The 23,497-nt window shown below is 73.5% G+C and carries 26 protein-coding genes and 1 riboswitch; of the genes, 14 read left to right on the top strand and 12 right to left on the bottom strand.

Features of this window, described 5'->3' with window-relative positions:
* The first annotated feature begins 64 nt into the window (after positions 1–64).
* From DEI86_RS02010 to DEI86_RS02000, 3 genes are all read left to right on the top strand, one after another.
* Positions 65–1,201: an acyl-CoA dehydrogenase family protein gene (locus tag DEI86_RS02010; RefSeq protein ID WP_111048672.1), complete on the top strand. Its 1,137-nt coding sequence runs from the start codon at positions 65–67 to the stop codon at positions 1,199–1,201.
* A gap of 143 nt (positions 1,202–1,344) precedes the next feature.
* On the top strand, positions 1,345–1,773 hold the full coding sequence (locus tag DEI86_RS02005; RefSeq protein WP_111012686.1) for a hypothetical protein: 429 nt from the start codon (positions 1,345–1,347) through the stop codon (positions 1,771–1,773).
* Positions 1,774–1,870: 97 nt separating this feature from the next.
* The gene (locus tag DEI86_RS02000) at positions 1,871–2,383 is read left to right on the top strand and encodes a DUF427 domain-containing protein (protein WP_111048671.1); all 513 of its coding nucleotides are present in this window, start codon (positions 1,871–1,873) and stop codon (positions 2,381–2,383) included.
* Positions 2,384–2,393: 10 nt separating this feature from the next.
* Here the strand turns inward: DEI86_RS02000 and DEI86_RS16420 are convergent, their stop codons facing one another.
* Positions 2,394–3,308 carry a hypothetical protein gene (locus DEI86_RS16420; protein ID WP_181439671.1) on the bottom strand — a complete coding sequence of 305 codons (915 nt, stop codon included), beginning with the start codon at positions 3,306–3,308 and terminating at the stop codon, positions 2,394–2,396.
* Positions 3,309–3,420: 112 nt separating this feature from the next.
* On the opposite strand from DEI86_RS16420, the gene DEI86_RS16415 reads away from it, so the two are divergent.
* From DEI86_RS16415 to DEI86_RS01975, 4 genes are all read left to right on the top strand, one after another.
* Entirely contained in the window at positions 3,421–4,359 is a 939-nt protein-coding gene (locus tag DEI86_RS16415) for an ADP-ribosylglycohydrolase family protein (RefSeq protein WP_181439670.1), read from the top strand.
* Between the two features lie 291 nt (positions 4,360–4,650).
* Positions 4,651–7,461, top strand: a complete 2,811-nt coding sequence (locus DEI86_RS01985; RefSeq protein WP_181439669.1) for a non-ribosomal peptide synthetase — start codon at positions 4,651–4,653, stop codon at positions 7,459–7,461.
* A 42-nt stretch (positions 7,462–7,503) separates the two neighbouring features.
* Positions 7,504–7,923, top strand: a complete 420-nt coding sequence (locus tag DEI86_RS01980) for a DUF6892 domain-containing protein (protein ID WP_111048667.1) — start codon at positions 7,504–7,506, stop codon at positions 7,921–7,923.
* 36 nt (positions 7,924–7,959) lie between these two features.
* Positions 7,960–8,601, top strand: coding sequence for a hypothetical protein (locus DEI86_RS01975; protein WP_111048666.1), 642 nt, complete (start codon positions 7,960–7,962; stop codon positions 8,599–8,601).
* Between the two features lie 11 nt (positions 8,602–8,612).
* Here the strand turns inward: DEI86_RS01975 and DEI86_RS01970 are convergent, their stop codons facing one another.
* Complete coding sequence (locus DEI86_RS01970; RefSeq protein WP_111048665.1) at positions 8,613–9,251, bottom strand: uracil-DNA glycosylase; 639 nt, start codon at positions 9,249–9,251, stop codon at positions 8,613–8,615.
* A 150-nt stretch (positions 9,252–9,401) separates the two neighbouring features.
* Between DEI86_RS01970 and DEI86_RS01965 the strand changes: the two genes are divergently transcribed.
* A complete protein-coding gene (locus tag DEI86_RS01965) occupies positions 9,402–9,893 on the top strand; it encodes an SRPBCC domain-containing protein (RefSeq protein ID WP_111048664.1) in 492 nt (163 codons plus the stop codon).
* Between the two features lie 16 nt (positions 9,894–9,909).
* Here the strand turns inward: DEI86_RS01965 and DEI86_RS01960 are convergent, their stop codons facing one another.
* Together DEI86_RS01960 and DEI86_RS01955 are read right to left on the bottom strand one after the other, a co-directional pair.
* Positions 9,910–10,953, bottom strand: coding sequence for a DUF1524 domain-containing protein (locus DEI86_RS01960; protein ID WP_111048663.1), 1,044 nt, complete (start codon positions 10,951–10,953; stop codon positions 9,910–9,912).
* Positions 10,950–12,191: a glycosyltransferase gene (locus tag DEI86_RS01955; RefSeq protein ID WP_258376435.1), complete on the bottom strand. Its 1,242-nt coding sequence runs from the start codon at positions 12,189–12,191 to the stop codon at positions 10,950–10,952. The genes DEI86_RS01960 and DEI86_RS01955 overlap by 4 nt, the downstream gene beginning before the upstream one ends.
* A gap of 190 nt (positions 12,192–12,381) precedes the next feature.
* Here DEI86_RS01955 and DEI86_RS01950 point away from each other — a divergent pair, with 190 nt between their 5' ends.
* Positions 12,382–13,005, top strand: a complete 624-nt coding sequence (locus tag DEI86_RS01950) for a G5 domain-containing protein (RefSeq protein WP_258376434.1) — start codon at positions 12,382–12,384, stop codon at positions 13,003–13,005.
* Between the two features lie 195 nt (positions 13,006–13,200).
* Here DEI86_RS01950 and DEI86_RS01945 read toward each other — a convergent pair whose 3' ends face one another.
* Both DEI86_RS01945 and DEI86_RS01940 read right to left on the bottom strand, forming a co-directional pair.
* Positions 13,201–13,905 (bottom strand): hypothetical protein, encoded by a 705-nt coding sequence (locus DEI86_RS01945; protein WP_111048662.1) that lies wholly within the window; start codon positions 13,903–13,905, stop codon positions 13,201–13,203.
* On the bottom strand, positions 13,902–14,081 hold the full coding sequence (locus DEI86_RS01940) for a CopG family transcriptional regulator (protein ID WP_111048661.1): 180 nt from the start codon (positions 14,079–14,081) through the stop codon (positions 13,902–13,904). Before DEI86_RS01940 ends, DEI86_RS01945 begins: the two co-directional genes overlap by 4 nt.
* Positions 14,082–14,261: 180 nt before the next feature.
* Here DEI86_RS01940 and ligD point away from each other — a divergent pair, with 180 nt between their 5' ends.
* Positions 14,262–15,287, top strand: coding sequence for a non-homologous end-joining DNA ligase (gene ligD / locus DEI86_RS01935; RefSeq protein WP_111048660.1), 1,026 nt, complete (start codon positions 14,262–14,264; stop codon positions 15,285–15,287).
* A 119-nt stretch (positions 15,288–15,406) separates the two neighbouring features.
* Here ligD and DEI86_RS16410 read toward each other — a convergent pair whose 3' ends face one another.
* The 6 genes from DEI86_RS16410 to DEI86_RS01915 form a co-directional block, all read right to left on the bottom strand.
* Entirely contained in the window at positions 15,407–15,556 is a 150-nt protein-coding gene (locus tag DEI86_RS16410; protein ID WP_181434667.1) for a hypothetical protein, read from the bottom strand.
* Complete coding sequence (locus tag DEI86_RS01930; RefSeq protein ID WP_111026843.1) at positions 15,553–15,819, bottom strand: hypothetical protein; 267 nt, start codon at positions 15,817–15,819, stop codon at positions 15,553–15,555. The genes DEI86_RS16410 and DEI86_RS01930 overlap by 4 nt, the downstream gene beginning before the upstream one ends.
* Positions 15,816–15,983 carry a hypothetical protein gene (locus DEI86_RS16405; protein WP_181434666.1) on the bottom strand — a complete coding sequence of 56 codons (168 nt, stop codon included), beginning with the start codon at positions 15,981–15,983 and terminating at the stop codon, positions 15,816–15,818. Before DEI86_RS16405 ends, DEI86_RS01930 begins: the two co-directional genes overlap by 4 nt.
* A gap of 276 nt (positions 15,984–16,259) precedes the next feature.
* Positions 16,260–17,498, bottom strand: coding sequence for a hypothetical protein (locus tag DEI86_RS01925; protein ID WP_111048659.1), 1,239 nt, complete (start codon positions 17,496–17,498; stop codon positions 16,260–16,262).
* A 4-nt stretch (positions 17,499–17,502) separates the two neighbouring features.
* Positions 17,503–18,558 carry an ATP-dependent DNA ligase gene (locus DEI86_RS01920; protein ID WP_111012673.1) on the bottom strand — a complete coding sequence of 352 codons (1,056 nt, stop codon included), beginning with the start codon at positions 18,556–18,558 and terminating at the stop codon, positions 17,503–17,505.
* 101 nt (positions 18,559–18,659) lie between these two features.
* On the bottom strand, positions 18,660–20,345 hold the full coding sequence (locus DEI86_RS01915) for an AMP-binding protein (RefSeq protein WP_111048658.1): 1,686 nt from the start codon (positions 20,343–20,345) through the stop codon (positions 18,660–18,662).
* Positions 20,346–20,498: 153 nt separating this feature from the next.
* Positions 20,499–20,596: riboswitch (TPP riboswitch) on the top strand.
* On the opposite strand from DEI86_RS01915, the gene thiM reads away from it, so the two are divergent.
* The 4 genes from thiM to DEI86_RS01895 all read left to right on the top strand — a co-directional run bounded on the left by thiM (position 20,588) and on the right by DEI86_RS01895 (position 23,494).
* Positions 20,588–21,397 carry a hydroxyethylthiazole kinase gene (thiM, locus tag DEI86_RS01910; protein ID WP_111036082.1) on the top strand — a complete coding sequence of 270 codons (810 nt, stop codon included), beginning with the start codon at positions 20,588–20,590 and terminating at the stop codon, positions 21,395–21,397. (Overlaps the previous riboswitch by 9 nt.)
* Positions 21,394–22,044, top strand: coding sequence for a thiamine phosphate synthase (gene thiE / locus DEI86_RS01905; RefSeq protein ID WP_375334612.1), 651 nt, complete (start codon positions 21,394–21,396; stop codon positions 22,042–22,044). The genes thiM and thiE overlap by 4 nt, the downstream gene beginning before the upstream one ends.
* A complete protein-coding gene (gene thiD, locus DEI86_RS01900) occupies positions 22,041–22,850 on the top strand; it encodes a bifunctional hydroxymethylpyrimidine kinase/phosphomethylpyrimidine kinase (protein ID WP_111048657.1) in 810 nt (269 codons plus the stop codon). The genes thiE and thiD overlap by 4 nt, the downstream gene beginning before the upstream one ends.
* Complete coding sequence (locus DEI86_RS01895; RefSeq protein WP_111048656.1) at positions 22,847–23,494, top strand: TenA family protein; 648 nt, start codon at positions 22,847–22,849, stop codon at positions 23,492–23,494. The genes thiD and DEI86_RS01895 overlap by 4 nt, the downstream gene beginning before the upstream one ends.
* Positions 23,495–23,497: the final 3 nt, after the last annotated feature.

Below are 23,497 nucleotides of genomic sequence, written 5' to 3'. Positions count from 1 at the left end.
GTGTCCGGAGGCAGGAGCGTTCCTGTGGACGGAGTACCGTCGGCTCGTCCCTGAGGAGGAGTCCATGCGCCTGACCGAGCAGCAGCGGTCGTACCTCGACGCCGTGCGTGCCGTGTGCGCCGAGCTCGTCCCGGACGAGGAGGCCCGCCGCCGCCTCTCGCGCGACGACACCGCGCTCAACGCCCCCGAGGCCTTCGCGCTGTTCGCCGACCGGGGTCTGCTCGGGGTGTCGCTGCCCGTGGCCGACGGTGGCGGCGGACGGACGTTCACCGAGGAGTGCCTGCTCCTCGAGGAGACGGCGCGCGCGGGCGTGCCGCTCACGGCCTACTCGACGGCGTTGACCGCCGCGCAGAGCTACCTCAAGTGGGGCGACGCCGACCAGCGCCGGACCATCGTGACCTCGATCGTCTCCGGGCATGCCGAGTCGGTCACGTTCACCGAGCCCGAGGCGGGGTCGGACCTGGCGGCGGCGACGACCCGCGCCTCCCGGGACGGCGACGACTGGGTGCTCGACGGCCGCAAGACGTGGATCTCGTTCGCGCACCTGGCGCGCCACCTGCTCGTGCTCGCCCGGACGGACGACAGCGGTGTCCGGCACGACGGGCTGACGCTGTTCATGGTCCCCGCCGACGCCCCGGGTGTGACGGTGCGCCCGATCGAGACGATGGGCGCCCACATGGTGAACGACGTGTTCCTGTCGGGCGTGCGCGTGCCGTCGTCCGCGGTGGTGGGGACACGCGGTGAGGCGTGGCGACACATCGGCCGCGGCCTGGCGGTCGAGCGCGTCATCATCGCCGCCATGAGCGTCGGGGCGGCCCAGCGGGCGCTCGACCAGCTCGTCGCGCACGTCACGACGCGCGAGCAGTTCGGGGCGCCGCTGTCGCGGAAGCAGGCGGTGCGGCACCGCATCGCCGACCTCGCGTCCGACGTCGCGGTGTGTCGCGCGTACGTGTACGAGATCGCCGACCGTGTCGACGCGGGCGAGGAGGACCGGCTCAACACCGAGGCGTCGATGGCGAAGCTGCGCGCCACCGAGACGTACAAGCACACGACGCTCGAGGCCGTGCAGCTCATGGGTGGATCCGGGTACGGCTCGGCCGCGGGCATGGAGCAGCAGCTGCGGACCGCGGTCGCCACGACGATCTACGGCGGCGCGAACGAGGTGCAGCGCGAGATCATCGGGCGCGGGCTGGGACTCTGACCCGCGTCTCCGCGGCCGGCACGGGCCCTCGACCCGGGATCGGCGTTCGTCCTCGCCGTCCACAGGGCGGGCGTCGGTCGTGCGGTCCACAGGCCCGACCGGGAGGCCCGGAGCGGCTCCGCCACATGGCCAGGCTCGGTCCCATGACCGATCAGAACGCACTCGAAACGCTCCGTGACCGCCCCGTCCACACCGACGCGGACGTGCTCGCACTCGTCCGGGCGCTGCTCCTGCCCGTCGTCCGCCGACAGTGCTGGCTGTTGTTCCTGGGCGAGGACGCCGTGCCGGTGCAGGTGCTCGTGCCCATCGACGACCTCCCCGCCGCTCCCGAGCCCGACGGCGTGGCGCAGTTCGCGCAGGCCATGGGCGAGATCGTGCCCGACGTCGGCGCCACCCAGGTGATCGTGGCGTGGGAACGGCCTGGCTCGTCCGCACCCCGCGATCGCGACCGGGCGTGGGCCGAGGCCGTCACGGTCGCCTTCGCTCGAGCCGCGGTGCCGCTGCGCGCGCAGGTGCTCGTGTCCGACGACGGCGTGGCGCTCCTCCCGGCACTCGGCGCGGTCGCGGCATGACACCCCCGGTGGCGGAAGGCTCCCGGTGGCGGCAGGCTCCCTGCGGCTGCAGGCTGCCGGGTGGCCGCTCCCGGGCGGCGCGAGTAGACGGGGGCACATGGCCAGCACCCGCCCGCAGGGCCTGGTCCCGGTGGTCCCGGGACCCGGTCAGGAGTCCGTCTGGGACTACCCGCGCCCACCGCGGGTCGAGTCGACCGCCGAACACGTCGTGGTCCGGCTCGGCGGCGTCGTCGTCGCCGACACGAGGGATGCCGTCCGCGTGCTCGAGACGAGCCATCCACCCGTGTACTACCTCCCGCTGTCCGGGTTCGCCCCCGGCGCCCTCACCCCGGCGGAGGGCGTGAGCATGTGTGAGTTCAAGGGCCGGGCCGGATACCTCGACCTGCACGGGGGCGGCCGGACGGCGCCACGCGCGGCCTGGCGCTACCCGAGTCCCTGGGCCGGGTACGAGGTCCTCGCCGACCGGGTCGCCGTCTACCCGGGGGCCGTGGACGAATGCGAGGTCGACGGGGAACGGGTGGAGCCACAGCCGGGCGACTTCTACGGTGGCTGGGTGACGTCCCGCGTGGTGGGCCCGTTCAAGGGGGCCCCGGGCACGCTCGGGTGGTGACCGCCGTGGGCTACTGCGGCGCGACCTCGGGGACGTCCTCGCCGGTCAGGCGTTCGACGATCTGCACCGCCCCGGACCAGTACCGGGCGTAGTGGTCCGGGTCGGCGTTCACCTGCACGGCGTGTGCGGCCTGGGTCGGGGTCATCGTCTTCCACCCCGGGATGCTCACGAGCTTCCGGAAGAACATCGTCGCTGCCGTGTACGGGTCCATGCGCTGGGCGTACGTCCCCCACGCGCCGTTGTCCCGCTGCTGGAACAGGCCCCTGCTGTCCGGACCGGCCGCGTCCCCGTGGTCGAGGTCCACGAGCCCTGACTCGCCCATCGCCGTCATCACCCCGACGGCCTGGGTGTGCGGGCCGATGCCGAGCGACTGAGCGGCCTCGATGACGTACGCGGCGTTGACGAGGCGGTCCTGACAGTAGCCCGCGACCGGGCCCCGGGGGACCACCATGCCGCCGACGGTCTTCGCGGGCACCGCGGGGCACGTGATCGCCGTCGCCGTGGTCCCGGCACCGACGAGCCCGTGCAGGGAGTTCACCGCCATGACGACGAGCACCACGATCCCGATCGCCGCCGCGACGACGCCGGCGCCGAAGACCGAGACGACCCCGACGGCCACGCGACGTCCGAACCCGCCCGGGGCAGCGCTGGTGCGCCGCGGTCGTCGGCGCGCCCGCGTCGAGCGGCCCGTGGTCCGGCGACCGCCGGTCGCACCGGCGCGAGCCGTGCTGCCCTGTCCCGTGCTGCGCTCTCCCGTGCTGCGCTGTCCCGTGCTGCGCTGGCCCGTGCTGCGCTGGCCCGTGCTGCGCTGTCCTGTGCGGTCGAGCACGGCGTCGCGGACGGGGCTGGGCGCGGTCGGGATCACGGGGCGGGCGGACCTTCCGGGAGCGGACGCGACGGGGTTCGGTCGCGGGCGGACGGGCATGACAGTAAGTGATCCTCCCGTGCGTCACCCGAAGCGACATGCCCCCGTCCGGGGCGACGTCACGATCGACGTCGGGGCCCACGCGCCCGGTAGCGTTGCCCCGGGAGGCTCGATGGACGACGACGTGCGTGATCGCGCGCTGGGGTCGGTGCTCGCCGCCGCATGCGGTGACGCTCTCGGCGCCGGCTACGAGTTCGGACCGCCGCTCGCCCAGGACGCGCCCGTGCGCATGCGGGGTGGCGGACCCACGGGCACCGCGCCGGGGGAATGGACCGACGACACCGCGATGGGGATCCCCGTGCTCGAGGCCCTCGCGCGCGGCGATCGCCTCGACGACGCCCGGACGCTCGGACGCATCGTGGCGGAGTGGGCCGACTGGGCGCAGGACGCTCCCGACGCCGGTGTCCAGACCCGCGCGGTGTTCGCCGAGCTCGACGCCAACACCGAGGCCGCTGCCCGCGCCGCCGCACTCGCGGTGCACCAGGCGAACGGCCGGTCCGCTGGCAACGGGTCGCTCATGCGGACCGGGCCCGTCGCGCTCGCGTACCTCGGAGACGGCACGAAGCGGGAACTCGCCGCGGCGGCCCGACGGGTCTCGGAACTGACGCACCACGAGGACGACGCCGCTGACGCCTGCGTGCTCTGGACGGCCGCGATCCGCCGCGCGGTCCGGAAGGGCCACGTCGACGTCCGGACGGGGATCCCGCTCCTGCCGCGAGCACGCCGCGCCCGGTGGCTCGCGCTCCTCGACGAGGCCGAGCAGTCGAACCCGGCGGACTTCGCCGACCGGAACGGCTGGGTCGTGGCGGCGCTCCAGGGGGCCGTCTCCGCCGTCACCCGCGGCAGCGACCTCGTCGACGTCCTCGAGCGCGCGGTCCGGGGCGGGAACGACACCGACACCGTCGCGGCGATCGCGGGCAGCCTCGCCGGCGCCCGGTACGGGGCGGGCGCCCTGCCCGACGAGTGGCTCGCGGTGGTGCACGGCTGGCCCGGCAAGCGCATCGACTGGCTCCGGACCCTGACCGCGCGGGCGCTCGCGACCACGCACTGACCGGTTCCCGAGACTCGGTGGACCGGTTCCGGTCGTCGTCCGGTGCCCGCTGCCGGGCCCTGCGACGGTGCCGGCGCGCGGGGTACGGGTCTCGTCCGCCGATCGTCCGACCACTGCCGGAACCCCACGCGCTATGGACGAGCTGTGAGCGGCAGGGTAGGGTCGCACCACCCGAACACGACCCCCGACCCGAAACGGGAGGTTCTGCCCATGCACGACGCCCACCCAGGCGCCGCGATGGTTCCGGACCGCGCTGCCCCGACGCGCACCGGAACCGACGAGGACACCACCATGTCCGAGCGCAGCGCGACCACGCTGTCCTCGACGACCGCCGGCGGCGCGCCTCGATCGTCCGTCGGCGCCGCGCCCGACGACCGACACCCGGCCGTCGCGATCGCGCCGCCGGCCGAGTCCTCGCGGCAGGGCGAGCTCATGCCCGAGCATTCCCTGCTCGAACGCTGGGCCCGCACCGCAGCCAGGTGGCCGGACGAGATCGCGCTGTCCGACGAGCACACGACGGTGACCTACCGGCAGGCCGACGAGATCAGCCGCGCCCTCGGCGCACTCCTCGACGAGCGCCTCCGGCCGGACGACCACAGCGCGGCCGGCGTCGGCCCCGTGCCCGGTGACGGGCCGGTGCCGGTCGGGATCATGGCCAGCCAGACGAGCGGCGGCGTGCTCGGCGTCCTCGGTCTCGCGTTCGCCGGCCGGCTGCTCGTCGTCCTCGACGCCCATCTGCCAGAGGCACGGATCCGGCACGTCATCGCGCTCGCGGGCATCACCGAGATCGTCGCGGACGAGGCGCACCGCGCGCTCGCGGCGACGCTCGTGGCGGGCCCGGCCGCGGTCCTCCCGCTCGACCCGATGCTCGACGAGGCCCAGTCGATCGCCGCAGCGGGCGGGCCGATCCGGGTCGTGCCCGCCGCCCTCGAACGCGGCGGCACGGACGGCTTCAACATCGTGTTCACGTCCGGCTCGACGGGCGCGCCGAAGGGCGTCGTGACGAGCCACCGAGCCATGCTCGCGGACGTCACCGGCTACCGCGAGCGCCTCGGGCTCGCTCCCGGCGAGCGCTCCGCCGTCGTGCTGCCCGTCGGGTTCGCCGCGGGGTTCGCCATGGCGTTCGGCACGATCCACTCGGGTGCCGAGGCGCACCTGCTCGACGCGCGTGACGCCGGGGTGCTCGGACTCGTCGACCGCATCGCGGAGCGCGGCATCACCGTGTTGCAGAGCACCCCGCACCTCGCCCGGACGATCGCCGACGCGCTCGGACCCGACGACGACCGGCTCCGCGGGCTCCGGGTGTTCGCCACCGTCGGTGAGGCCGTGACGGGGACGGACGTCGCGGCGGTACGACCGCTGTTCGGCCCGACGACGTCGTTCTTCAACTTCACCGGGTCGAGCGAGACCGCGTCGCTCGCCTTCAACGAGATCGCGCCGGGCGATCCGGTGCCCGAGGGGAGCATCCCGGCGGGCGAGCCGGCGTTCGACAAGGAGATCCGGATCCTCCGCGAGGACGGCACCACCGCGGCGGTCGGCGAGACCGGGCAGTTGCTGTGCGTGTCCGACGCGGTGACCCCGGGGTACTGGGGCGCGTACGAGCAGACGGCGCTCCGTGCCGGGATCGCCGAGGACGGCCGGGCCACCTGGAAGCAGGGCGACCTCGCGCGGATCGACGAGGACGGCAAACTCACGCTCCTCGGTCGGGCCGACGACGCGGTCAAGGTCCGCGGGTACCTCGTCGAGCCGAGCGAGATCGAGGCCGCCATCCGCCGCATCGACACGGTCCAGGAGGCCGTGGTCACCGCGATCGTGCAACCCGGGGCATCCACGCGCCTCGTCGCCTACGTCGTCGGTCGAGCCGGGCGGCGCACGGCGTCGCCCGCTGCGATCCGACGTGCCCTGCGTGCCGAACTCCCCGCCTACATGGTGCCCGGGACGATCGTGCCGATGGTGGCGCTGCCGCGGAACGAGCGCGGCAAGGTCGACCGCGCCGAGCTCCCGCCGCCCCCGGCCGCCGGGACCGGAGACGACGCCGGTGGGGGCGACGGCGCGGTCGCCACGATGGACGAGACCACCCACGACCAGTGGGAACTCGCCGTCGGGCAGATCTGGGCCGAGGTCCTCGGGCTGCCCGCCGTCGCGCCGGAGGACGACTTCGCGTCGCTCGGCGGGGACTCCCTGGCCGCGGAGGAGATGCTCGCCGCCGTGTCCGACCGGATCGGTGTCGAGGTGCGGTCCGCCGAGATCCTCGAGCATCCGACCCTGGCGGACTTCGCGCGGCGGGTCCGTGCCGGGACCAGAGCCGTGCCGAGCCACCCCGACGTCGTCAAGCTGACGAGTGGCGGCGGTGCGCCCGTGTTCTGCTTCCCCGGTGCCGGCGCCCTCGGCCTGACGTTCGTGCCCCTGGCCCGGCACCTGGCCGACCACGACGTGTACGTGTTCCAGCAGCACGGCCTCGAGCGGCGCAGTCTGCCGGACTGGAGCGTCCCCGCGGCGGCGCGTCGGTTCATCGAACTCATGCGCGTGGTCCAGCCGCACGGCCCGTACCGGCTCATCGGGCACTCGCTCGGCGGCCTGATCGCCCTCGAGATCGCGACGACCCTCGCCGAGAACGGGGAGACCGTCGAGCACGTCGTGCTCCTGGACACCTACCTGCCGCGGAGCACGGCGGAGCAGGGCGCGCTCGAGTTCGCTCGACTGCCGGAGCGCGAGCACGGGTCGCGGGTGCTCAACGCGGTGCGCCGCGGCGCGGAACAACAGCTCCGCAGGGTCCTGCCGGGTGGACTCCCGCAGGTCAAGCGGGTGTCCCGCCGGCTCCGCGCCTACACGGCCGGGGTCGTCCGGTACCGGGGACAGGACCACTTCGACGCGTTCTTCGACCAGGCCTCGGTGATGGTCCGCCGGCACCGGGTGCGCCCGTACGACGGCAGGGTCACGTTCGTGTTCGCCGACGGCAACCCGGACGGGCCGGACTCGTGGCGCCCCTACCTGCGCGGCGAGATGCGGTTCCCCCGGCTCGCGAGCGAACACAGTTCCCTGCTCCGCGAACCCCACGTGACCGAACTCGCGGCGATGCTCCACGACGTCACGGGGATCTGACCGCACGGTCACGGCACCGGCGGCGGGGATACGATCCCGGGCATGGAAAAGCCCGAGGAGCCGTACGACTTCGCCGACCAGAACGCCAAGCTCATCGTCCTCGAGGCGCTGTGCTACGACCTCGACGTCCTCGAACCGTACGCGGGTGCGGCGCACGAGGACGCCGAGGACGAGGACGAGGTCGTCGAGGGCTCCGGGCAGCTCGCCCGCGAGTACTACGAGGACCTCGAGGTCCTGCCCTCGCAGCTCGCGCTGGTGACGCAGCTGACCGTCGACGGGGACCTGCAGATCTACGGCGACGTCGATCCCGACTGGAGCGGGGACGACGACCGCCACGACCCGCTGACCTGGAGCGACATCGTGGAGTTGCCGGCGCTCGAGACCGTGTGGACGTCCGCGCCGTTGCCCGCGCACGTCGACGCCGAGCTCCGGGCCAAGGGCGTGACGATCGAGACCACGTAGGTCGGCGGTGTCGGGGGTGTCCGGCAGGGTGTCGGCATGAGCGGCATCGACACGTGGATCCAGGTCGTCGGGACCGTCGTCGCGCTGCTCGGCGTGGTCGTGTCGTGGGTGTACACCGCGCGGCAGCAGCAGCGTGACGCCCGGACCGCCGAGCGTGCCCGTCGAGCTGCCGAGCAGGACCGGCTCGCCGCCGCCGCGAGCGCCGAACGGGCCGAGCGCACCTCGGCGCTGTCCATCGACACCCTCGAGCGCATCGCCGGCGCGCTCGAACGCCTGGCACGACCGAGCGGGGGTCCGCCGTCCACGCCCGCTCCGTCGGACGCCGGCCGGGAGGCCCGTGCCGCGTCGGTCCCTCCGGCTCCGTCCGTCTCGTGGCGGATCGCGTCGGCGCCGGACGGCGGTGCCGTCCTCCGGAACACCGGCACGGCGAGCGCGTTCGACGTGCGTCTGACGGCGGACCCGACCATGCCGGTCGTCGGGTCCGAGCCGCCGGCGGACCTCGCCGCGGGGGAGTCCCTCGCGTTCCGGGCCGTCCCCGACGCCGCGACGCGGGACCGGACCCTGACGGTGACGTGGCGGGCGACACCGGACGGGCCGACGTCCCGATGGCGGTACCCGTTCCTCCCGGCCGACGGTGCGAGCGGAGGCGACGTGTCCGCGAGCCGTCCCGCGCCCTGATCCGGGCCGGCTCAGCGGACGGCTGCGGAGAACGCGGCGAGCTGGTCCGTGAACTGTCGTGCGCCGCCCTGGGCGGGGTGGCGGACGGCGACCGCGTCGATGCCGGCGGTGGCGAGCGCTCCCTGGGCCTTCCGCCCCACGGCGACGACGTGGTCGATGCGCAGCGCCTCGAGCAGCGCGAGCGTCGCGGGAGCGCCGGCTCGGACCTCGGCCGGTCGGGGCGTCCGGTTCGTGCGTCGGTCGGGCGCGGCGAACGGGTGGTGCGGGTACACCGGCCACGCGACGGGCAGCGGCCCCGCCCAGTCCCGGAGCGCGGCCCAGACCACCCGCGAGGAGGCCTCCCACGGCGCGGTCGGCGCCGGCGGTCGCGCGAAGCCGTCACCCTCGGCGGCCCCGGTCACGATCCCCGGGCGCGCGTCGAGTTCCCGCACGCTGACGAACGGCAGGCCCGTGTTCGTCATGCCCCGCCAGCCGGGGGCCTCGGCGACGAGCAGCACGGTCGATCCGGCGTCGGCGAGCAGCCGCAGGTACCGGTCGAGGTTGCCGCGTCGGAGCGTGCCCTCTGCCGACGCGTCGTACAACGCCTCGGCGTCGTCGGGCACCGGGACCGCGTCGAGCGCCGACCAGAACGCGGCGAGGTCGAGGGGCATGTCCCCATCCTGCCGCTCGCACCATCGGCCGAGCACGACCGTCGCGGTCCTTGACGTCCGACCGCGAGCCCGAATACGGTGCTGCCGCGCGCTGACACGAGCACGACGAACCCGGCCGCACCGCCGCGGCCGAATCCGGAAGGACCCCCGATGCCTCAGGACGACCCCCACGGCCCGGCCGAGACGGAGCACACCCGCGTCGGCGACCAGAGCGTTCGACACCGTCGCGAGTTCGATGCATCCGCGAGCGCGGTGCAACGCGCCCACACCGATCCCGAGCGCTTCGTCCGGTGGATGGGGCCCCACGGCACCACCGTCCGGCTCGACCGGTTCGACGCGGTGACCGGTGGTGCGTTCCGCTACGTCGTCGAGGCGGCGAACGGCGACGGCTGGGCCTTCCGTGGCTCGTACCACGAGGTCGTACCGGGTCGCATCGTCCACACGTGGGAGTACGAGGGCGAGAGCGGGGTGACGCTCGAGACCCTGCGGTTCGTGGACCTCGAGGGCGGGCGATCCGCGCTCGAGATCACCTCGACCCACGCCTCGAAGGAGGCCTGCGACGCCGTCCTCGCGAGCGGGATCGACGCCGGGATGGACGAGGACTTCGAGCGGATCGACGAGCTCCTCGCCGGTCAGGGGTAGCACGGGCCGTCCGCGGTCAGTCCTCGCAGGCCGTGCCGTCGCCGTCGCGGTCGAGCTGGCGCGAGTACCCCGGGTCGCCGACGTGGAGCGGTGCCGCACCGGCTGCCCGGACCGCCGCACAGTTCGCGAAGCTCGGTGCCGGCGTCGGACCGGCAGGTGTCGCAGCCGGCGCTCCGGGAGCCGCAGGAGTCGCCGGAGCCGGGGCGACGGCGGCGCCGCCCGACCCGCTTGCGGCGGCCGTGCCTCCCGGTCGGGCCGAGAACGCCGTGCGGACCGCGGGCTGCATCGGGCAGGTCGCCAGGATCCGGGCGATCGCGTCGTGTTCGGCTGGGGTGACCCAGAGTCCGTACGCGGCCTTCACCGCGACCTGCCGGGCCACGTAGGAGCACCGGAACGCGACGACGTGCGGCAGCCATGTGGCGGCATCACCGGACCCCTTCTGCTCGTTCGACGGCCCGTCGACCGCCAGGAGGTTGCCCGGGTCGTTCGCCAGGTCCTCCCGAGCCTCCTGGTCGAGCTGCTGCGCGCCCGTCTGCCAGGCGTCCTCGAGCGCCACGACGTGGTCGATCTGCACGGCGGCCGAGGTCGTCGCGCCGCGCGTGAACCGGATCGCCGCTCCCGTGTAGGGCGACACGAGGGTGCCGGACAGCACCCGGCAGCCTCCCGGGCGCTCGACGTCCGTGAGATCGCGCGCCAGGACGTCGTCGCGGGTGTCACATCCGTCGTGGTCGCGGTCGAGCCAGGCGGTGCCGAAGTCGCCGACGCGGTCGTACCCGGTCGCCGCGGCGCGGCCCTTGACGGGCAGCGTCGCCAGGAGGGCGGCGGCGGTGCCCGTCGCCGCCGTGGAGGGGGTGTCGGCGGCACCCGGGGCGGTCCCCGCGCTCGCGGCAGCGCTCACGCTCACCGCGCCGGGGCCGGCAGCAGCGGTGCCGGCCCCGCCGATGCCGCCGGTGCCGGAGCCGGGAGGCACGCCGCCGCTCACCGCCGAGCACCCGGTCAGCAGGCACAGGGCCCCGGCGACGAGCGCCGCCCGGACGGCTCGCCGGAGCACGGCGCTCACGCGGACGCGGAGCGCCGGCGCTCCTCGACGCGCGCGATCACCGACCGGTAGGTCTCGACGAGCCCCTCGGCGGACCGCTCCCAGCTGAGCCGCTCCGCGCGCTCCCGCCCCGCCGCGGCGAGCTGGTCCGCGAGCGCCGGATCGGTCAGGACGGTCGCGATGACGCCCGCCCAGACCTCCGGGTCGCGCGACTCCACGACGACGCCGGTCTCACCGTCCACGACCGCCTCGCGCAGGCCACCCGCGGCGGCGGCGACCACGGGCACGCCGGACGCGGAGCCCTCGAGCGCGACGAGACCGTACGTCTCGGAGTGCGACGGCACGAGCACGAGTCCCGCGTTGCGGAACAGCATCGCCAGGTCCGGGCGCGACTGCGGACCGACGAACCGGACCCGGTCCCCGATGCCGAGTCGATCCGCGAGCGCGCGGAGCTCCTCGACGTATCCGGTCGCCTCGCTCGACGCATCGCCCGCGATCACCAGGTCCGGCCGAACGGCCTCGGGAACGGCGGCGACCGCGGCGATCGCCAGGTCGAGGCCCTTGAGGGGCTGCACCCGCGCGGCCGCGACGACGTAGCGGGGGCGGTCGTGGGCGGCGGCGCGGGTCGCGGCGCTCGCCGGACGGAACACGGAGCCGTCGACGCCGGGTGGCACGATGACCACCCGATCCGCTGCGGCGCCGAGCCGGGAGCGGACGGTGTCGGCCTCGGCCTCGCTGATCGCGACGACGGCGTCCGACTCGCGCGCCAGGAACGCCTCGCCCTCCATCCGGCCCGCCGACTCGGGGCGCTCGCCCTCGGACAGCGGAGTCGCTGCGTCGGCGGCGATCGAGTGGAAGGACTGCACGTGGGGGACCCCGCGCTCCCGAGCCACCGGCAGCGCGGCCATGCCCGAGAACCAGTGGTGCGCGTGGAACACGTCGTACGGGCCGAGCTCCGCCAGTCCCGCCCGGAACGGGTCGATGAAGGCGTCGTGTTCGCCCTTCGGGACCGGCTGTGCGGGCCCGGCCGACAGGAACCGGAGGCACACGCCCGCGACGATCTCGACGGAGTCCGGCTGCGTCGGTGACGACCGGCGGGTGACGATCTCGACCCGATGCCCGAGGTCCGCGAGCGCCTCGGCCTGGTGTCGCACGACGACGTTCATCCCACCGACCTCGCCGGAACCGGGCTCGTCCCCGGGGGAGGTGTGCAGCGACACGAGCGCGATCCGGAGCGGGGTGGCGGGGGTGTCGGTCACCGCGTCAGCCTACTGGCGAGCGGCATCACGCCCCGTCCTGCTTCCCACCTCATCGAGATCGCAGTCGTTGCCGCTTCGATCCCCATTGAAGCGACACCGGCTGCGATCTCGTGACCCTCGTACGGGGGGTGGTTGTCCCCCTTTCGCGGGACGACACTTGTCCCGCGCGATGACGAGCATGGGGGTGGTGATGTCCTGGAAGACGATGTCCCGACGGGTGAGGGCGACCGTCGCGACGGCCGGAGCAGCGGTCCTGCTGGTGGTCGGTGCGGGGTGTGCTGCAGCGACGTCCGAGCCGCACGCCGTCGCATCCTCGACAGCGTCCACCGTGCAGCACGAGCACGAGCGCGAACACCGGGTCGCTTCCTCGAGCCCGACGCCGACTCCGATCGTCACGACGAAGCTCGTCACCACGACCGCGGCGATCCCGTTCGCTTCGACGACGCTCGACGACGCGACGCGGGCCAAGGGCACCTCGGTGATCACGACCACGGGCGTCAACGGAGTCCGGACCACGACCTACCGCGTCACGTACACGGACGGCGTCGAGACCGGGCGCGCAGAGGTCAGCCAGGTCGTGACGACACCGCCCGTGACTCAGGTGACCTCCGTGGGCACGTACGTCGCACCGGCACCGGCACCGGCACCGGCACCGGCACCCGCCCCGGCGCAGAGCGCGGTTATCACTCCGGGTGCCTACTGCTCGTCGAGTCAGGTCGGGCAGGTCGCTCAGTCGGCCTCCGGGACGTCGTACCGGTGCGGCGGCCACGGTGCGGACGCTCGAGGTGACTACCACTGGAACACCATCCCCTGACGCCGCCCAGTCAAGGGGGCCGGACTGCCAGACGGGCGGTCGGGCCGCTCCGAAGCCCACCCGCCTCCGGAGCCCACGGAGGTCGCGGTCGTTGCCGCTTCGACCGGACCCGGAGCGACACCTTCTGCGATCTCGCGGGAGGACCGAGCGGACGCGGGGCAGGGCGAGCGGGCCGCGGTCGGCCTGGGGCTGCGCTCAGTCCTGACGCGAGTACCCGTGGAGGTCCTCCTGGGCCCCGTTGACCCACAGTCGCCAGCCGTCGGGCGTGGTCACGAGGACGGTCCGGTTGTATGCCTCGTCGACCACGTCCGCCTCGTACCCGCCGGCGCGGAGACGTGCGGCGAGTGCGTCGAGGTCGCCGCGGTGCTCGAACGACAGCTCGGTGCGGCCGTCCTCCCCGTGGTGCAGGGCCGCGAGGCCGCCGTCGTCCGCGGTGAAGTCCGCCCATCCGCCGCCGTCGGCCGCGATCCGGGGTCGGAGACCCCCCGCACGGAACACGCGTGCGGCGTCCGCGACCGACGACGCGTACCGGATGGGCATGACGCTGGTCGCGCCGCCGGCGGCTGCACGGTCCGCGGTGGTGATGGTAACGGGAGCACCGGCGACGTCGACGGCGAGCAGCTCCCCGCCGGCGGCGAGCGTGGTGGTCCGGACCGCGACTCCGGTGCCCTCGAGCGAGCGCCGCACTGCCGGGAGGTCCGCCACCAGCACCTGCAGATCGACCCGTCCGTCGTCGGCCGACCCGTCATCGAGGCCGCGGATGGCGAGGACCCCGTCGCCGTCGAACTCCGTCCAGTCGCCGTCGACGGGGGCATCGTGCCGTCGGAGCCCGAGCGCCGTCGCGAGGTCGTGCCATGCGGCGGGGTGGGCGGTGTACAGGATGCTGCGGATGGTCGTCATGGCCGTTCCCCCTCCGTCGGGGCGGCCTCGGCACCCGACAGGTACGTGGACATCACGTGTTCGACGAGCGACGAGAGCGAGACCCCCTCGTCGATGGCGCGGTGCTTGAGCTCGCGGACGAGTTCGGCCGGCAGGTACACGTTGAACTGCACCTTGTTCCCGCTGGTGGCTACCATGCTAGCAATCTAGACCGAGACGAGCCGGGTGTCCATGGTGCCGGTCGGGCGACGGCGACCGAGGCCCGCCGGGCGACGGCCCGCCGACTCGATGGAAGCGGTCTGGACGGGCGGGACCGGAGCGACGCCGGTGTGCGGGCCGGTGCCGCGCCTCCCGGCCGGCCGGCGTAGGTTGCACGGATGGCGAGCAACGCGACGGTGCTGACGGTGCCCGGACCGGCCGGTGACCGCGAGGTCCGGATCTCGAGTCCGGAACGCGTGCTGTGGCCGCAGCTCGGGCTGACGAAGCTCGACCTCGCGCACTACCTCGTCACCGTGGGCGACGCGTTCGTGCGCGCGAACGGGGACAGGCCGGTGTCGCTCCAGCGGTTCCCCGAGGGCGTCGACGGCGAGCAGTTCTTCTCGAAGAACCCGCCGAAGGGCGCACCCGCTTTCGTGCGCGCCGTCACCGTGACCTACCCGAGCGCCCGCGCACACCCGCAGATGATCATCGACGAGCCCGCCGCGGCGGTGTGGGCGGCGCAGATGAACACCGTCGTGTTCCACCCGTGGGCGTCACGGGCCGAGCGGAGCGACTTCCCGGACCAGCTGCGGATCGACCTCGACCCGCAGCCGGGCACCGACTTCCACGACGCCGTCCCCGCCGCGCTCGAGCTGCGGAAGGTCCTCGACGAAGCGGGGTTGACCGCGTGGATCAAGACCTCGGGGAACCGCGGCCTGCACGTGTACGCGCCGATCGAGCCCGAGTGGGAGTTCCTCGACGTGCGGCACGCGGTGATCGCCGCCGCCCGCGAGCTCGAACGGCGGATGCCGGAGCAGGTGACGACCGCGTGGTGGAAGGAAGAGCGCGGCGAGCGGATCTTCGTCGACTTCAACCAGGCGAACCGGGATCGGACGATCGCCGGTGCCTACAGCCCCCGAGCACTCCCGCACGCGTCCGTCTCGACCCCGCTCCGATGGGAGGAACTGTCGGAGACCGACCCGCGGACACACACGGTGCGCACGATCCCGGAGCGACTCCGCGCCGTCGGTGACCCGTGGGAGGACATGCACGCGCAGCCCGCCCGCATCGACGCGTTGCTGGCGTGGTGGGAGCGGGACCTCGCTGCCGGTCTGGGCGAGATGCCGTTCCCGCCCGACTACCCGAAGATGCCGGGGGAGCCGCCCCGCGTGCAGCCGTCGCGGGCGCGCAAGCAGCAGGCCTGACGCGCGCCCCGGCCGAGATCGCAGAACGCGCCGCGTCTCCGCGCCGAGAATGCAGAACGCGCCGCTGCACCCGGAGGTGAGCGGCGCGTTGTGCGATCTGGGCTGCGGCCGATCAGTTCCTACAGGCCGAGCGCTGCCTCGTCGCGTGCGGTGCGCCCGTCCTCGGTTCGCTTGGTCTGCGTCGGGAGGCCCGCGCTCGCCGTGTGGAGGCGGGTCAAGCGCGACCACGTCCCGCGGTGCGCGTCGCTGATGCCGTCGATGCCGTTCATGCTGCCATTCCTTCCGTGCCGAAGAGCGTGGTCATGTGCTCGATGAGGTGCTGCTTCGCGAGGTCGAGCGTCGCGAAGTCCCCGACGTAGCGCCCGAAGGTGTCCATCGCGTAGTGGTGCGCGCCGTGCTGGTCGATGGTGCCGCCGAAGTACCCGGCGTGCGTCGCGACCCAGAGGCCCTCGTCCGCGAGGGCCCAGGTGGTCGTCGGTGCCGGAGCGGCGGCGCGCTCGATGAGCGGCGTGACGATGGCGGGGGCGTTCACGCGCCGAGCCCGAGGGTGACGAGCGCGAGGCTCGCGACGGTGACGCTGACGATGCCGGTCACGGTCGCGCTGGCGACGAGTGCGCGCTGGTGCCGCGCCTCCCGGATCTCCGTGAACGGGCTGCGCTGCGCCGTGTGACGGACGGGGAGGAGATGCGTGCTCATGGTGGTCCTGTTCTCGAAGGGCGGTGCCCGGGAACTCGTTCGGTTCGGAGACTATCTCCGACCTGGAACAACTGTGGCACGGAGTTACTAGTTCGCCTAACTATGGAGGAGAACTGTGCGGAATTCGGACAGTCGGTTTGTTTCCCCCGGGGCCAGGCGACTCGGTGGGCCCTGATCGGCGTCCTCGACCCGCTGATCGTCGCATCGCTGGGTGAACCCTGCACCTCCTCATGGGGACAGCCGCGTGAACGGGACAGTCCGGTCGGGAACCGCGGGTCAGGGTGGCCAGGCGACCCAGAGCGCCCAGATCGCGATCGGCTGGACCGCGATGCCGACGACCAACGTCGCCGTCGCGCGACGCGGTGAGGCGGACAGCGCAGGGGTCCCGAGCACCGGGGACAGCGGCAGCAACATGCGGAAGGTGCTCTGCTGCGGCAGGAACACCGCGACCAGGTACGCGACGTACGCGACGACGAACGCCCCGATCCCGACGCCGAGTGCACGACTCCGGAACGCCAGACACCAGCCGACGGCGACGAGGAGCAGTACGACGATCGGCACGCCCCAGCCGCCGACGAGCCGTTCCGCGAACAGGAACCACGGCGTCAGCGGGCGGAACACCGCGGCGGCGTCCCCGATGTAGTCCCGCCACCAGGCGGTCTCCGTGGCCACGTAGCCGTCGCCGCGGCCGGTGACGAGCGTCACGACGACCGGCCACGCGAGTCCTGCCGCCGCGGTCACGAGACCGGACGCGACCACCGCGAGGTGCGTCCGGAGCGGCAGCGGCCGTCGACGCACGAGTGACGCCACCCACACCGCCGCGAGGGCGACCGGCACCGCGAGGGCACCGGGGTGCGTGAACGCCGCGGCCACCGCGAACGGCATCGCCACGAGCGGCCGGCCCCGGAGCACCGCCAGGAGTGCGGCGAACACGAGCGCGAGGAACAGGGACTCGGCGTACGCGACCTGGAACAGGAACCCGAGCGGTCCGAACGCGAAGAACAGCGCGCCCCACATCGCCGGACGGCTGCCGAACCGCTCCGCGAGCAGCCGGTGCAGGACGACCGTGGCCGCGCCGCCCGCCACCACCGACACGGTCACCGCGGCCGGTGCGTATCCGAGCGAGGTCAGCGACATGAGCGCGCGCACCACGGCCGGGTACACCGGGAGGAACGCCCACACGCTCTTCTGCACAGCACCGCCCGTCACGGGCAGGTCCGACGGGTAGCCGTGCAGGGCGATCCGCCGGTACCAGGCGCCGTCCCAGGCCGTGAGGAACCCGCCGAACCCGCCTGGAGCCCGGAGGGTCGCGTGTGCGTCGTGGACGCCGCCGCTCACGATCCAGGCGGTGAGCAGCAGGCCGGTCGCGAGCACCCGCGACACCGCGTAGCCGCCGAGCACGACGAGGGTCGCCGCGCCCGGACGCGGGATCGTGAGCCGTCCGGGCGCGCGGTCGGACCACAGGCCGTCGCGGCCACGCGGACGTCCCCGCTCGACGAGGTCCCAAGCGCCCACGGGATCAGCGCAGCACGCTGCTGAGGTCGTAGGCGATCGGCTGCTCGAGCTGCTCGAAGGTGCAGGACCGCGCGTTCCGGTCGGGCCGCCACCGGTCGAACTGCACCGTGTGGCGGAACCGGTCGCCCTCCATCTGGTCGTACCGCACCTCGACGACGCGCTCCGGCTCGAGCTCGACGAACGAGGTGTCGCGCCCCGAGGCGAACCGGCTGCGTTCGGTGGCGCCGGTGACGGGCCTCCCGTCCGCGTCCCGCCGGACCAGCGGATCCAGTTCGGTGACGAGTTCCCGCCGTCGGGCGTCCGAGAAGGCGGAGACGCCGCCGACCATGCGCAGCTCGCCGTCCGCGTCGTACAGGCCGAGCAGCAGGGACCCCACGCCCTCGCCCGACTTGTGGACGCGGTAGCCGACCACGACGACGTCGGCGGTGCGGTGGTGCTTCGCCTTGAGCATCGTGCGCTTGTTCGGCGCGTACGGCCCGGCGAGGGGCTTCGCGACGACACCGTCGAGTCCCGCCCCCTCGAACTCGACCAGCCAGCGGCGGGCCTCCTCGACGTCGAGCGTGCGCTGGGACACGAACAGCGGGTCCTCGAACGCGCGACCGAGTTCCTCGAGTGCCACGCGGCGCTCGGCGAACGGCAGGTCCCGCAGGTCCCGGTCCTCGAACGCGAGCAGGTCGAACGCCACGAAGGCAGCGGGGGTCTCGACCGAGAGCTTCCGGATCCGGGACGCGGCGGGGTGGATCCGCTGCGTCAGGGCGTCCCAGTCCAGCCGCTCCGCGCCCGGTTCGCCGGTCCGCACGACGATCTCGCCGTCGAGCACGCACGGCCCCGGCAGCTGGTCACGGAACACCGCCACGAGCTCCGGGAAGTACCGGGTGAGCGTCTTCGACCCGCGGCTGCCGATCTCGACGTCCGTGCCGTCGTGGTATACGATCCCGCGGAAGCCGTCCCACTTCGGCTCGTAGCTGAGGCCCCCGGGCACGGCGTCCGCGGCGGGGACGTCCGGGACGGCCTTGGCGAGCATCGGGGCGACGGGGTCCGCGGCGGTGGGGAGGGCCATCGACCCATCCAACGCCCCGCGGCCGGGAGGCTGCCGTCAGCGTCGACGGGCGTCGGCGGCGCTGCTTGCCGTCGACGCCGCTGACGGCCGCGGCGGAGCCGTCAGTCCTGGGAGGACGTCACACCGCGCTGCTCCTCGGCGAGCATCGACACGATCCGGTCGCGCAGCACGTTCTTGCGGACCTTGCCGACCGGGGTCATCGGGAGCTCGTCGATCACCACGAGGCGCTCCGGCAGCTTCTGCACGGCGATCTGCTTGCTCCGGAGGAAGTCGGTCAGGTCGGACAACGAGGGCTCGTCGTGACCGGGGGCGACCACCACGAAGGCGCACGAGCGCTCGCCGAGCCGCGGGTCCGGCATCGCGACGACGGCGACGGTGCGGACCGCGGGGTGCTCGCCGAGCAGGTCCTCGACCTCGCGCGACGAGATGTTGATGCCGCCGCGGATGATGATGTCCTTGATGCGGCCGCTCACCCGCACGAAGCCGTCCGCGTCCATCACGCCGAGATCGCCCGAGCACGAGAACCCGTCGGGCGTGAACAGCGCGGCGGTCTGCTCCGGATCGCGGTAGTACCCGAGCATGTGGGACGGGCCCTGGTACGCGATGTCGCCGCTCGTGCCGGCGGGGACCTCGACGCCGTTCTCGTCGACCACCTTCACGACGGAGTCCGCGAGGGCCCGGCCGTCCGAGAGCACGGACTTCTCGGGGGCGTCCTCGGGTGCGCACAACGCGGTCGTCATGTTCTCGCTCCGCCCGTAGAGGCTGAGGATCTGGCACGACGGGAACATCGCGCGCGCGGACTGCACGACGGCACCCGGGATCGGCGCGCCGGCACACACCCAGTACCGCATCGAGCTGAGGTCGTGGCGCTCCGGGTCGAACGCCTCCATCACGGTCGTCAGGAACGTCGTCGACGTCACGGTGATCGTGCAGCCGTACTCGCGGATGCGCTCGATGCCCTCGTCCGGCGCCCAGACGGGCATGAAGTGGGTGCCGCCCCCCACCATGAGCGGCATGAGGAGGCCCGTGATGAGCCCGGTGGAGTGGCTCACGGGCGACGGGTTGAACATCACGTCGCCCTCGTCGACGTGCAGGCGCTCGTTGAGCAGGCGTGCGGCCGCGTGGATGGTGTTGAAGGTGTGGAAGCAGCCCTTCGGGCGGCTCGTGGTGCCCGAGGTGTAGACGACGAGGCAGCCATCGTCGGGGCCCGCGGTGTCACCGAGCGACGCGTCGAGCTCGTCGAGGTCGCCCTCGGCCGCCAGCGACGCGAGGTCGATCGCGCCGTCGAGCGCGTCCGGGTACTCGGCCCGGGCGACGACGACGTGGTCGAGGGTCGGGATCCGGTCCTTGAGCGCGGTGAACATGGCGAGGTGGTCGAAGCGGTGGAACACGTGCGGGCCGATCACGACCTTCGCCTCGGAGTGCTCGAGGACGTAGCCGACCTCGTCGTGTCGGAAGATCGGCATCGTGGGGACGAGGATCGCGCCGAGCCGCGAGAGCGCGACGACGATCGTGGCGAACTCCGCCCAGTTCGGCATCTGCACGACGACGCGGTCGCCCCGTTCCACGCCGAGGCCGCGCAGGCCGACGGCGAGGCGGATGGCGTCCTCGCGGAGCTGCCCGTACGTCAGCGTGAGCGTGCCGTCGGTGACGAACGTCCGCTCCGGGTGGGCGTCGGCACGGTCGCGGACGATGTCGATGAGGACCCCGTCCTGCCAGTCGCCGTTCGCGTAGTACCGCTCGACCTGCTCCGCCGTGTAGTTCCCGAGGGCGCTGCTCGCTGACATCGTGCTCCTGTTCCAACGTGGTGCCGCTGCTGGTTCGGAGACGGGTCGGGTCCGGATCGGGTTCGCACGGGACGCTCGGTCGTGGTCCGGCTCATCTTCGGCCGTTCGTCAGGCTAACAGCAGGGTGCGCCAATGTCCGACGGCCCTAGACTCGCCTGCGACGCGGGGTGCCTCCATCGAGCGAGGCTGAGAACAGACCCGTCGAACCTGATCTGGTTAGTACTAGCGAAGGGACGTCATCCGTGGCATCTCCATCTGTCCCACTCGACCCGTCGGCGCTCGCAGCGGCGTTGGACGGTCTCCGCGACCGCCCGCCACTCGTGCAGTGCCTGACGAACATCGTCGTCGCACAGTGGACGGCGAACGTGCTGCTCGCGGTCGGCGCCGCGCCCGCCATGGTCGACAACCCGGAGGAGGCCGGGCCGTTCGCCGGGGCCGCGGGCGGCGTGCTCGTGAACCTCGGCACCCCGCAGGAGCCGACCGTCGAGGCGATGACGGCGGCGGTGCTCAGCGCCGCGGAGCACGGGACGCCGTGGGTCCTCGACCCGGTCGCCGCGGGCGGGCTGGGATGGCGCACGGGCGTCGCCATGGACCTGCTCGAGCACCGGCCCTCCATCGTGCGCGGGAACGCATCGGAGATCATGGCGCTCGCGGGCGGCGCGGGCGGCAAGGGCGTGGACGCGACCGACAGCCCGGAGGCGGCGCTCGGGTCGGCGGAGGAGGTCGCCCGCCGCTTCCACACGGTCGTCGCGGTGAGCGGACCCACCGACCACCTCACGGACGGCGACCGGACCGTCCGACTCCGCAACGGGCACCCCTGGATGACGCAGGTCACCGGGGTCGGCTGCGCACTGGGGGCGCTGATGGCCGCGTTCGCGGCGACGGGATCCGAACCGCTGCTCGCCGCGTCCGCGGCGACGGCGGTGCTCACCGTCGCCGCGGAGCAGGCCGCCCCGCTCAGCCGCGGGCCGGGCACCTTCGCCGTGCAGTTGCTCGACCAGCTCGCCTCGATCACGTCGGCCGAGGTCGCGGACCGGGTCCGGCTCGTGTGAGCGGCTCCCGGTCGTCCGACCTGTCCCTCTACCTCGTCACCGACACGCGGATGTGCGGGGTGAGGGGTGTCGCCGACACCGTCCAGGAGGCCGTGGGCGCCGGCGTCACGGCCGTGCAGCTCCGAGACCACGATGCATCCGACGACGAGTTCGTCGCGATGGGCCGCGCGGTCGTCGCCGCCGTCGGCGGGCGGGTCCCCGTGCTCGTCGACGACCGGGTCGCACTCGTGCGCGCCATCGGAGCCGACGGCGCGCACGTGGGGCAGTCCGACCTGCACCCGGTGCTGGCACGACGTCTGCTCGGACCGAGCGCACTCATCGGGCTCTCCGCCCAGACCGTCGCCCACGTGCACGCCGCGGAGGCGATGGGGCCGGGCGTCATCGACTACCTCGGCGTCGGTCCGGTGTGGCCGCAGAGCACCAAGCCGGACGCCGCCGAGCCCTGCGGACTCGACGGATTGCGTGCCGTGGTCGATGCCAGCCCCTGGCCGTGCGTCGCCATCGGCGGTGTCGACGTCGCGCGTGCGCCGTCGGTCCGGGCCAGCGGTGCGGCGGGGATGGCCGTGGTCAGTGCGATCTGCGGCCGCTCCGACGTCGCGGCAGCCACGTCCGCGCTCAGAGCTGCCTGGGGGAGTGGTGCCCGATGAGGCCACCGGTCGCCCTGAGCATCGCCGGCAGTGACCCGTCCGGCGGGGCGGGGATCCAGGCGGACCTGAAGACCTTCAGCGCGCTCGGCGCGTACGGAACGACCGTTCTGACCGCCTTGACCGCGCAGAGCACCACCGGCGTGTACGGCGTGCACGAGGTGCCCTCGTCCTTCGTCGCCGAGCAGCTGCGTGTGCTCACCGACGACGTCCGCGTCGACGCGGTGAAGATCGGCATGCTCGCCACCGCCGGGACCATCGACGTGGTCGCCGCGTTCCTCCGGGTGCCACCGTGCGACGTCGTCGTGCTCGACCCGGTGATGGTCGCCACGAGCGGTGACCTCCTGCTCCGTCCCGACGCGGTCCACGCCATGACGGAGCTCCTGCCGCTCGTCTCGCTCGTCACGCCGAACATCCCGGAGGCCGCGGCGCTGCTCGCGACGGCGCCCGCCACGTCCGTCGACGCGATGCGCGACCAGGCACGCGAACTCGTGCGCCGCGGTGCTCGTCGCGTGCTCCTCAAGGGCGGACACCTCGACACCGGTGACGAGGTGGTCGACGTCCTCGCCGATGCGTCGGGGGTCGAGTGCCTCCGGAGCCCGAGGATCCCGACGGAGAACACCCACGGCACGGGGTGCAGCCTGTCCTCGGCGGTCGCGGCACTGCGGCCGCGACGGGGTTCGTGGGCGGAGGCGGTCCGTGACGGCCGGTCCTGGCTGCAGGACGCGCTCGCGGGCGCCGACGTGCTCGACGTCGGACAGGGCCACGGCCCTGTCCACCACTTCGTGCACCTGTGGGACGAGCGATGAGCTTCACGGACGAGGTCTGGGAGACCGTGGCGCCGATCCGCGATGCGGTGGACGCGCTCCCGTTCCTCGTGGCGCTCGAGCGCGGTTCCCTCCCGAGGGCGACGTTCCTCCACTACCTCGAGCAGGACGCGGCGTACCTGGGGGCGTACGCGAGGGTCCTGGCCGCCGCGGCGACTCGAGCCGACGCCGCCGCTGACCTCGCCTTCTGGAGCAACGCCGCCGCGAACGCGGTCGCCGTCGAGCGGCAGCTGCACGCCTCGCACGGTGTGGACGGCTCCTCGGTGGCCCCGTCACCGACCTGCGTCGCGTACACGTCGTACCTGCTGTCGCTCACGGCGTCGTCGTCGTACCCGGTGATCGTCGCGGGTGTGCTGCCGTGCTTCTGGCTCTACGACGACGTCGGACGCCGGTTGCGGCACCGCGTGGGCGACCTCGACGGCCATCCGTACGGGGACTGGATCGGGACCTACGGGGATCCGGGCTTCGCCGCGGTCACCGCCGAGGCCCGCGACGTGGTCGACCGTGCCGCGGATGCAGCCTCCGCCCACCAGGTCGAGCAGATGCGACAGGCCTTCACCACGGCGTCGCGCTACGAGTGGATGTTCTGGGACGCCGCGTGGCGGCACGAGGTGTGGCCGGTGTGACGG

This window comes from Curtobacterium sp. MCBD17_028 (assembly GCF_003234875.1).
Lineage (GTDB): Bacteria > Actinomycetota > Actinomycetes > Actinomycetales > Microbacteriaceae > Curtobacterium.
The sequence above is the reverse complement of the archived record's forward strand: the minus strand, read 5'-3'. Positions and strand labels throughout refer to the sequence as shown.

Bases quoted from the DNA above. Each gene is read 5' to 3' on its own strand.
- DEI86_RS02010 (WP_111048672.1), top strand. From the start codon at position 65: ATGCGCCTGACCGAGCAGCAGCGGTCGTACCTCGACGCCGTGCGTGCC.
- DEI86_RS02005 (WP_111012686.1), top strand. From the start codon at position 1,345: ATGACCGATCAGAACGCACTCGAAACGCTCCGTGACCGCCCCGTCCAC.
- DEI86_RS02000 (WP_111048671.1), top strand. From the start codon at position 1,871: ATGGCCAGCACCCGCCCGCAGGGCCTGGTCCCGGTGGTCCCGGGACCC.
- DEI86_RS16420 (WP_181439671.1), bottom strand. From the start codon at position 3,308: ATGCCCGTCCGCCCGCGACCGAACCCCGTCGCGTCCGCTCCCGGAAGG.
- DEI86_RS16415 (WP_181439670.1), top strand. From the start codon at position 3,421: ATGGACGACGACGTGCGTGATCGCGCGCTGGGGTCGGTGCTCGCCGCC.
- DEI86_RS01985 (WP_181439669.1), top strand. From the start codon at position 4,651: ATGTCCGAGCGCAGCGCGACCACGCTGTCCTCGACGACCGCCGGCGGC.
- DEI86_RS01980 (WP_111048667.1), top strand. From the start codon at position 7,504: ATGGAAAAGCCCGAGGAGCCGTACGACTTCGCCGACCAGAACGCCAAG.
- DEI86_RS01975 (WP_111048666.1), top strand. From the start codon at position 7,960: ATGAGCGGCATCGACACGTGGATCCAGGTCGTCGGGACCGTCGTCGCG.
- DEI86_RS01970 (WP_111048665.1), bottom strand. From the start codon at position 9,251: ATGCCCCTCGACCTCGCCGCGTTCTGGTCGGCGCTCGACGCGGTCCCG.
- DEI86_RS01965 (WP_111048664.1), top strand. From the start codon at position 9,402: ATGCCTCAGGACGACCCCCACGGCCCGGCCGAGACGGAGCACACCCGC.
- DEI86_RS01950 (WP_258376434.1), top strand. From the start codon at position 12,382: ATGTCCTGGAAGACGATGTCCCGACGGGTGAGGGCGACCGTCGCGACG.
- DEI86_RS01945 (WP_111048662.1), bottom strand. From the start codon at position 13,905: ATGACGACCATCCGCAGCATCCTGTACACCGCCCACCCCGCCGCATGG.
- DEI86_RS01940 (WP_111048661.1), bottom strand. From the start codon at position 14,081: ATGGTAGCCACCAGCGGGAACAAGGTGCAGTTCAACGTGTACCTGCCG.
- ligD (WP_111048660.1), top strand. From the start codon at position 14,262: ATGGCGAGCAACGCGACGGTGCTGACGGTGCCCGGACCGGCCGGTGAC.
- DEI86_RS16410 (WP_181434667.1), bottom strand. From the start codon at position 15,556: ATGAACGGCATCGACGGCATCAGCGACGCGCACCGCGGGACGTGGTCG.
- DEI86_RS16405 (WP_181434666.1), bottom strand. From the start codon at position 15,983: ATGAGCACGCATCTCCTCCCCGTCCGTCACACGGCGCAGCGCAGCCCG.
- DEI86_RS01920 (WP_111012673.1), bottom strand. From the start codon at position 18,558: ATGGCCCTCCCCACCGCCGCGGACCCCGTCGCCCCGATGCTCGCCAAG.
- DEI86_RS01915 (WP_111048658.1), bottom strand. From the start codon at position 20,345: ATGTCAGCGAGCAGCGCCCTCGGGAACTACACGGCGGAGCAGGTCGAG.
- thiD (WP_111048657.1), top strand. From the start codon at position 22,041: ATGAGGCCACCGGTCGCCCTGAGCATCGCCGGCAGTGACCCGTCCGGC.
- DEI86_RS01895 (WP_111048656.1), top strand. From the start codon at position 22,847: ATGAGCTTCACGGACGAGGTCTGGGAGACCGTGGCGCCGATCCGCGAT.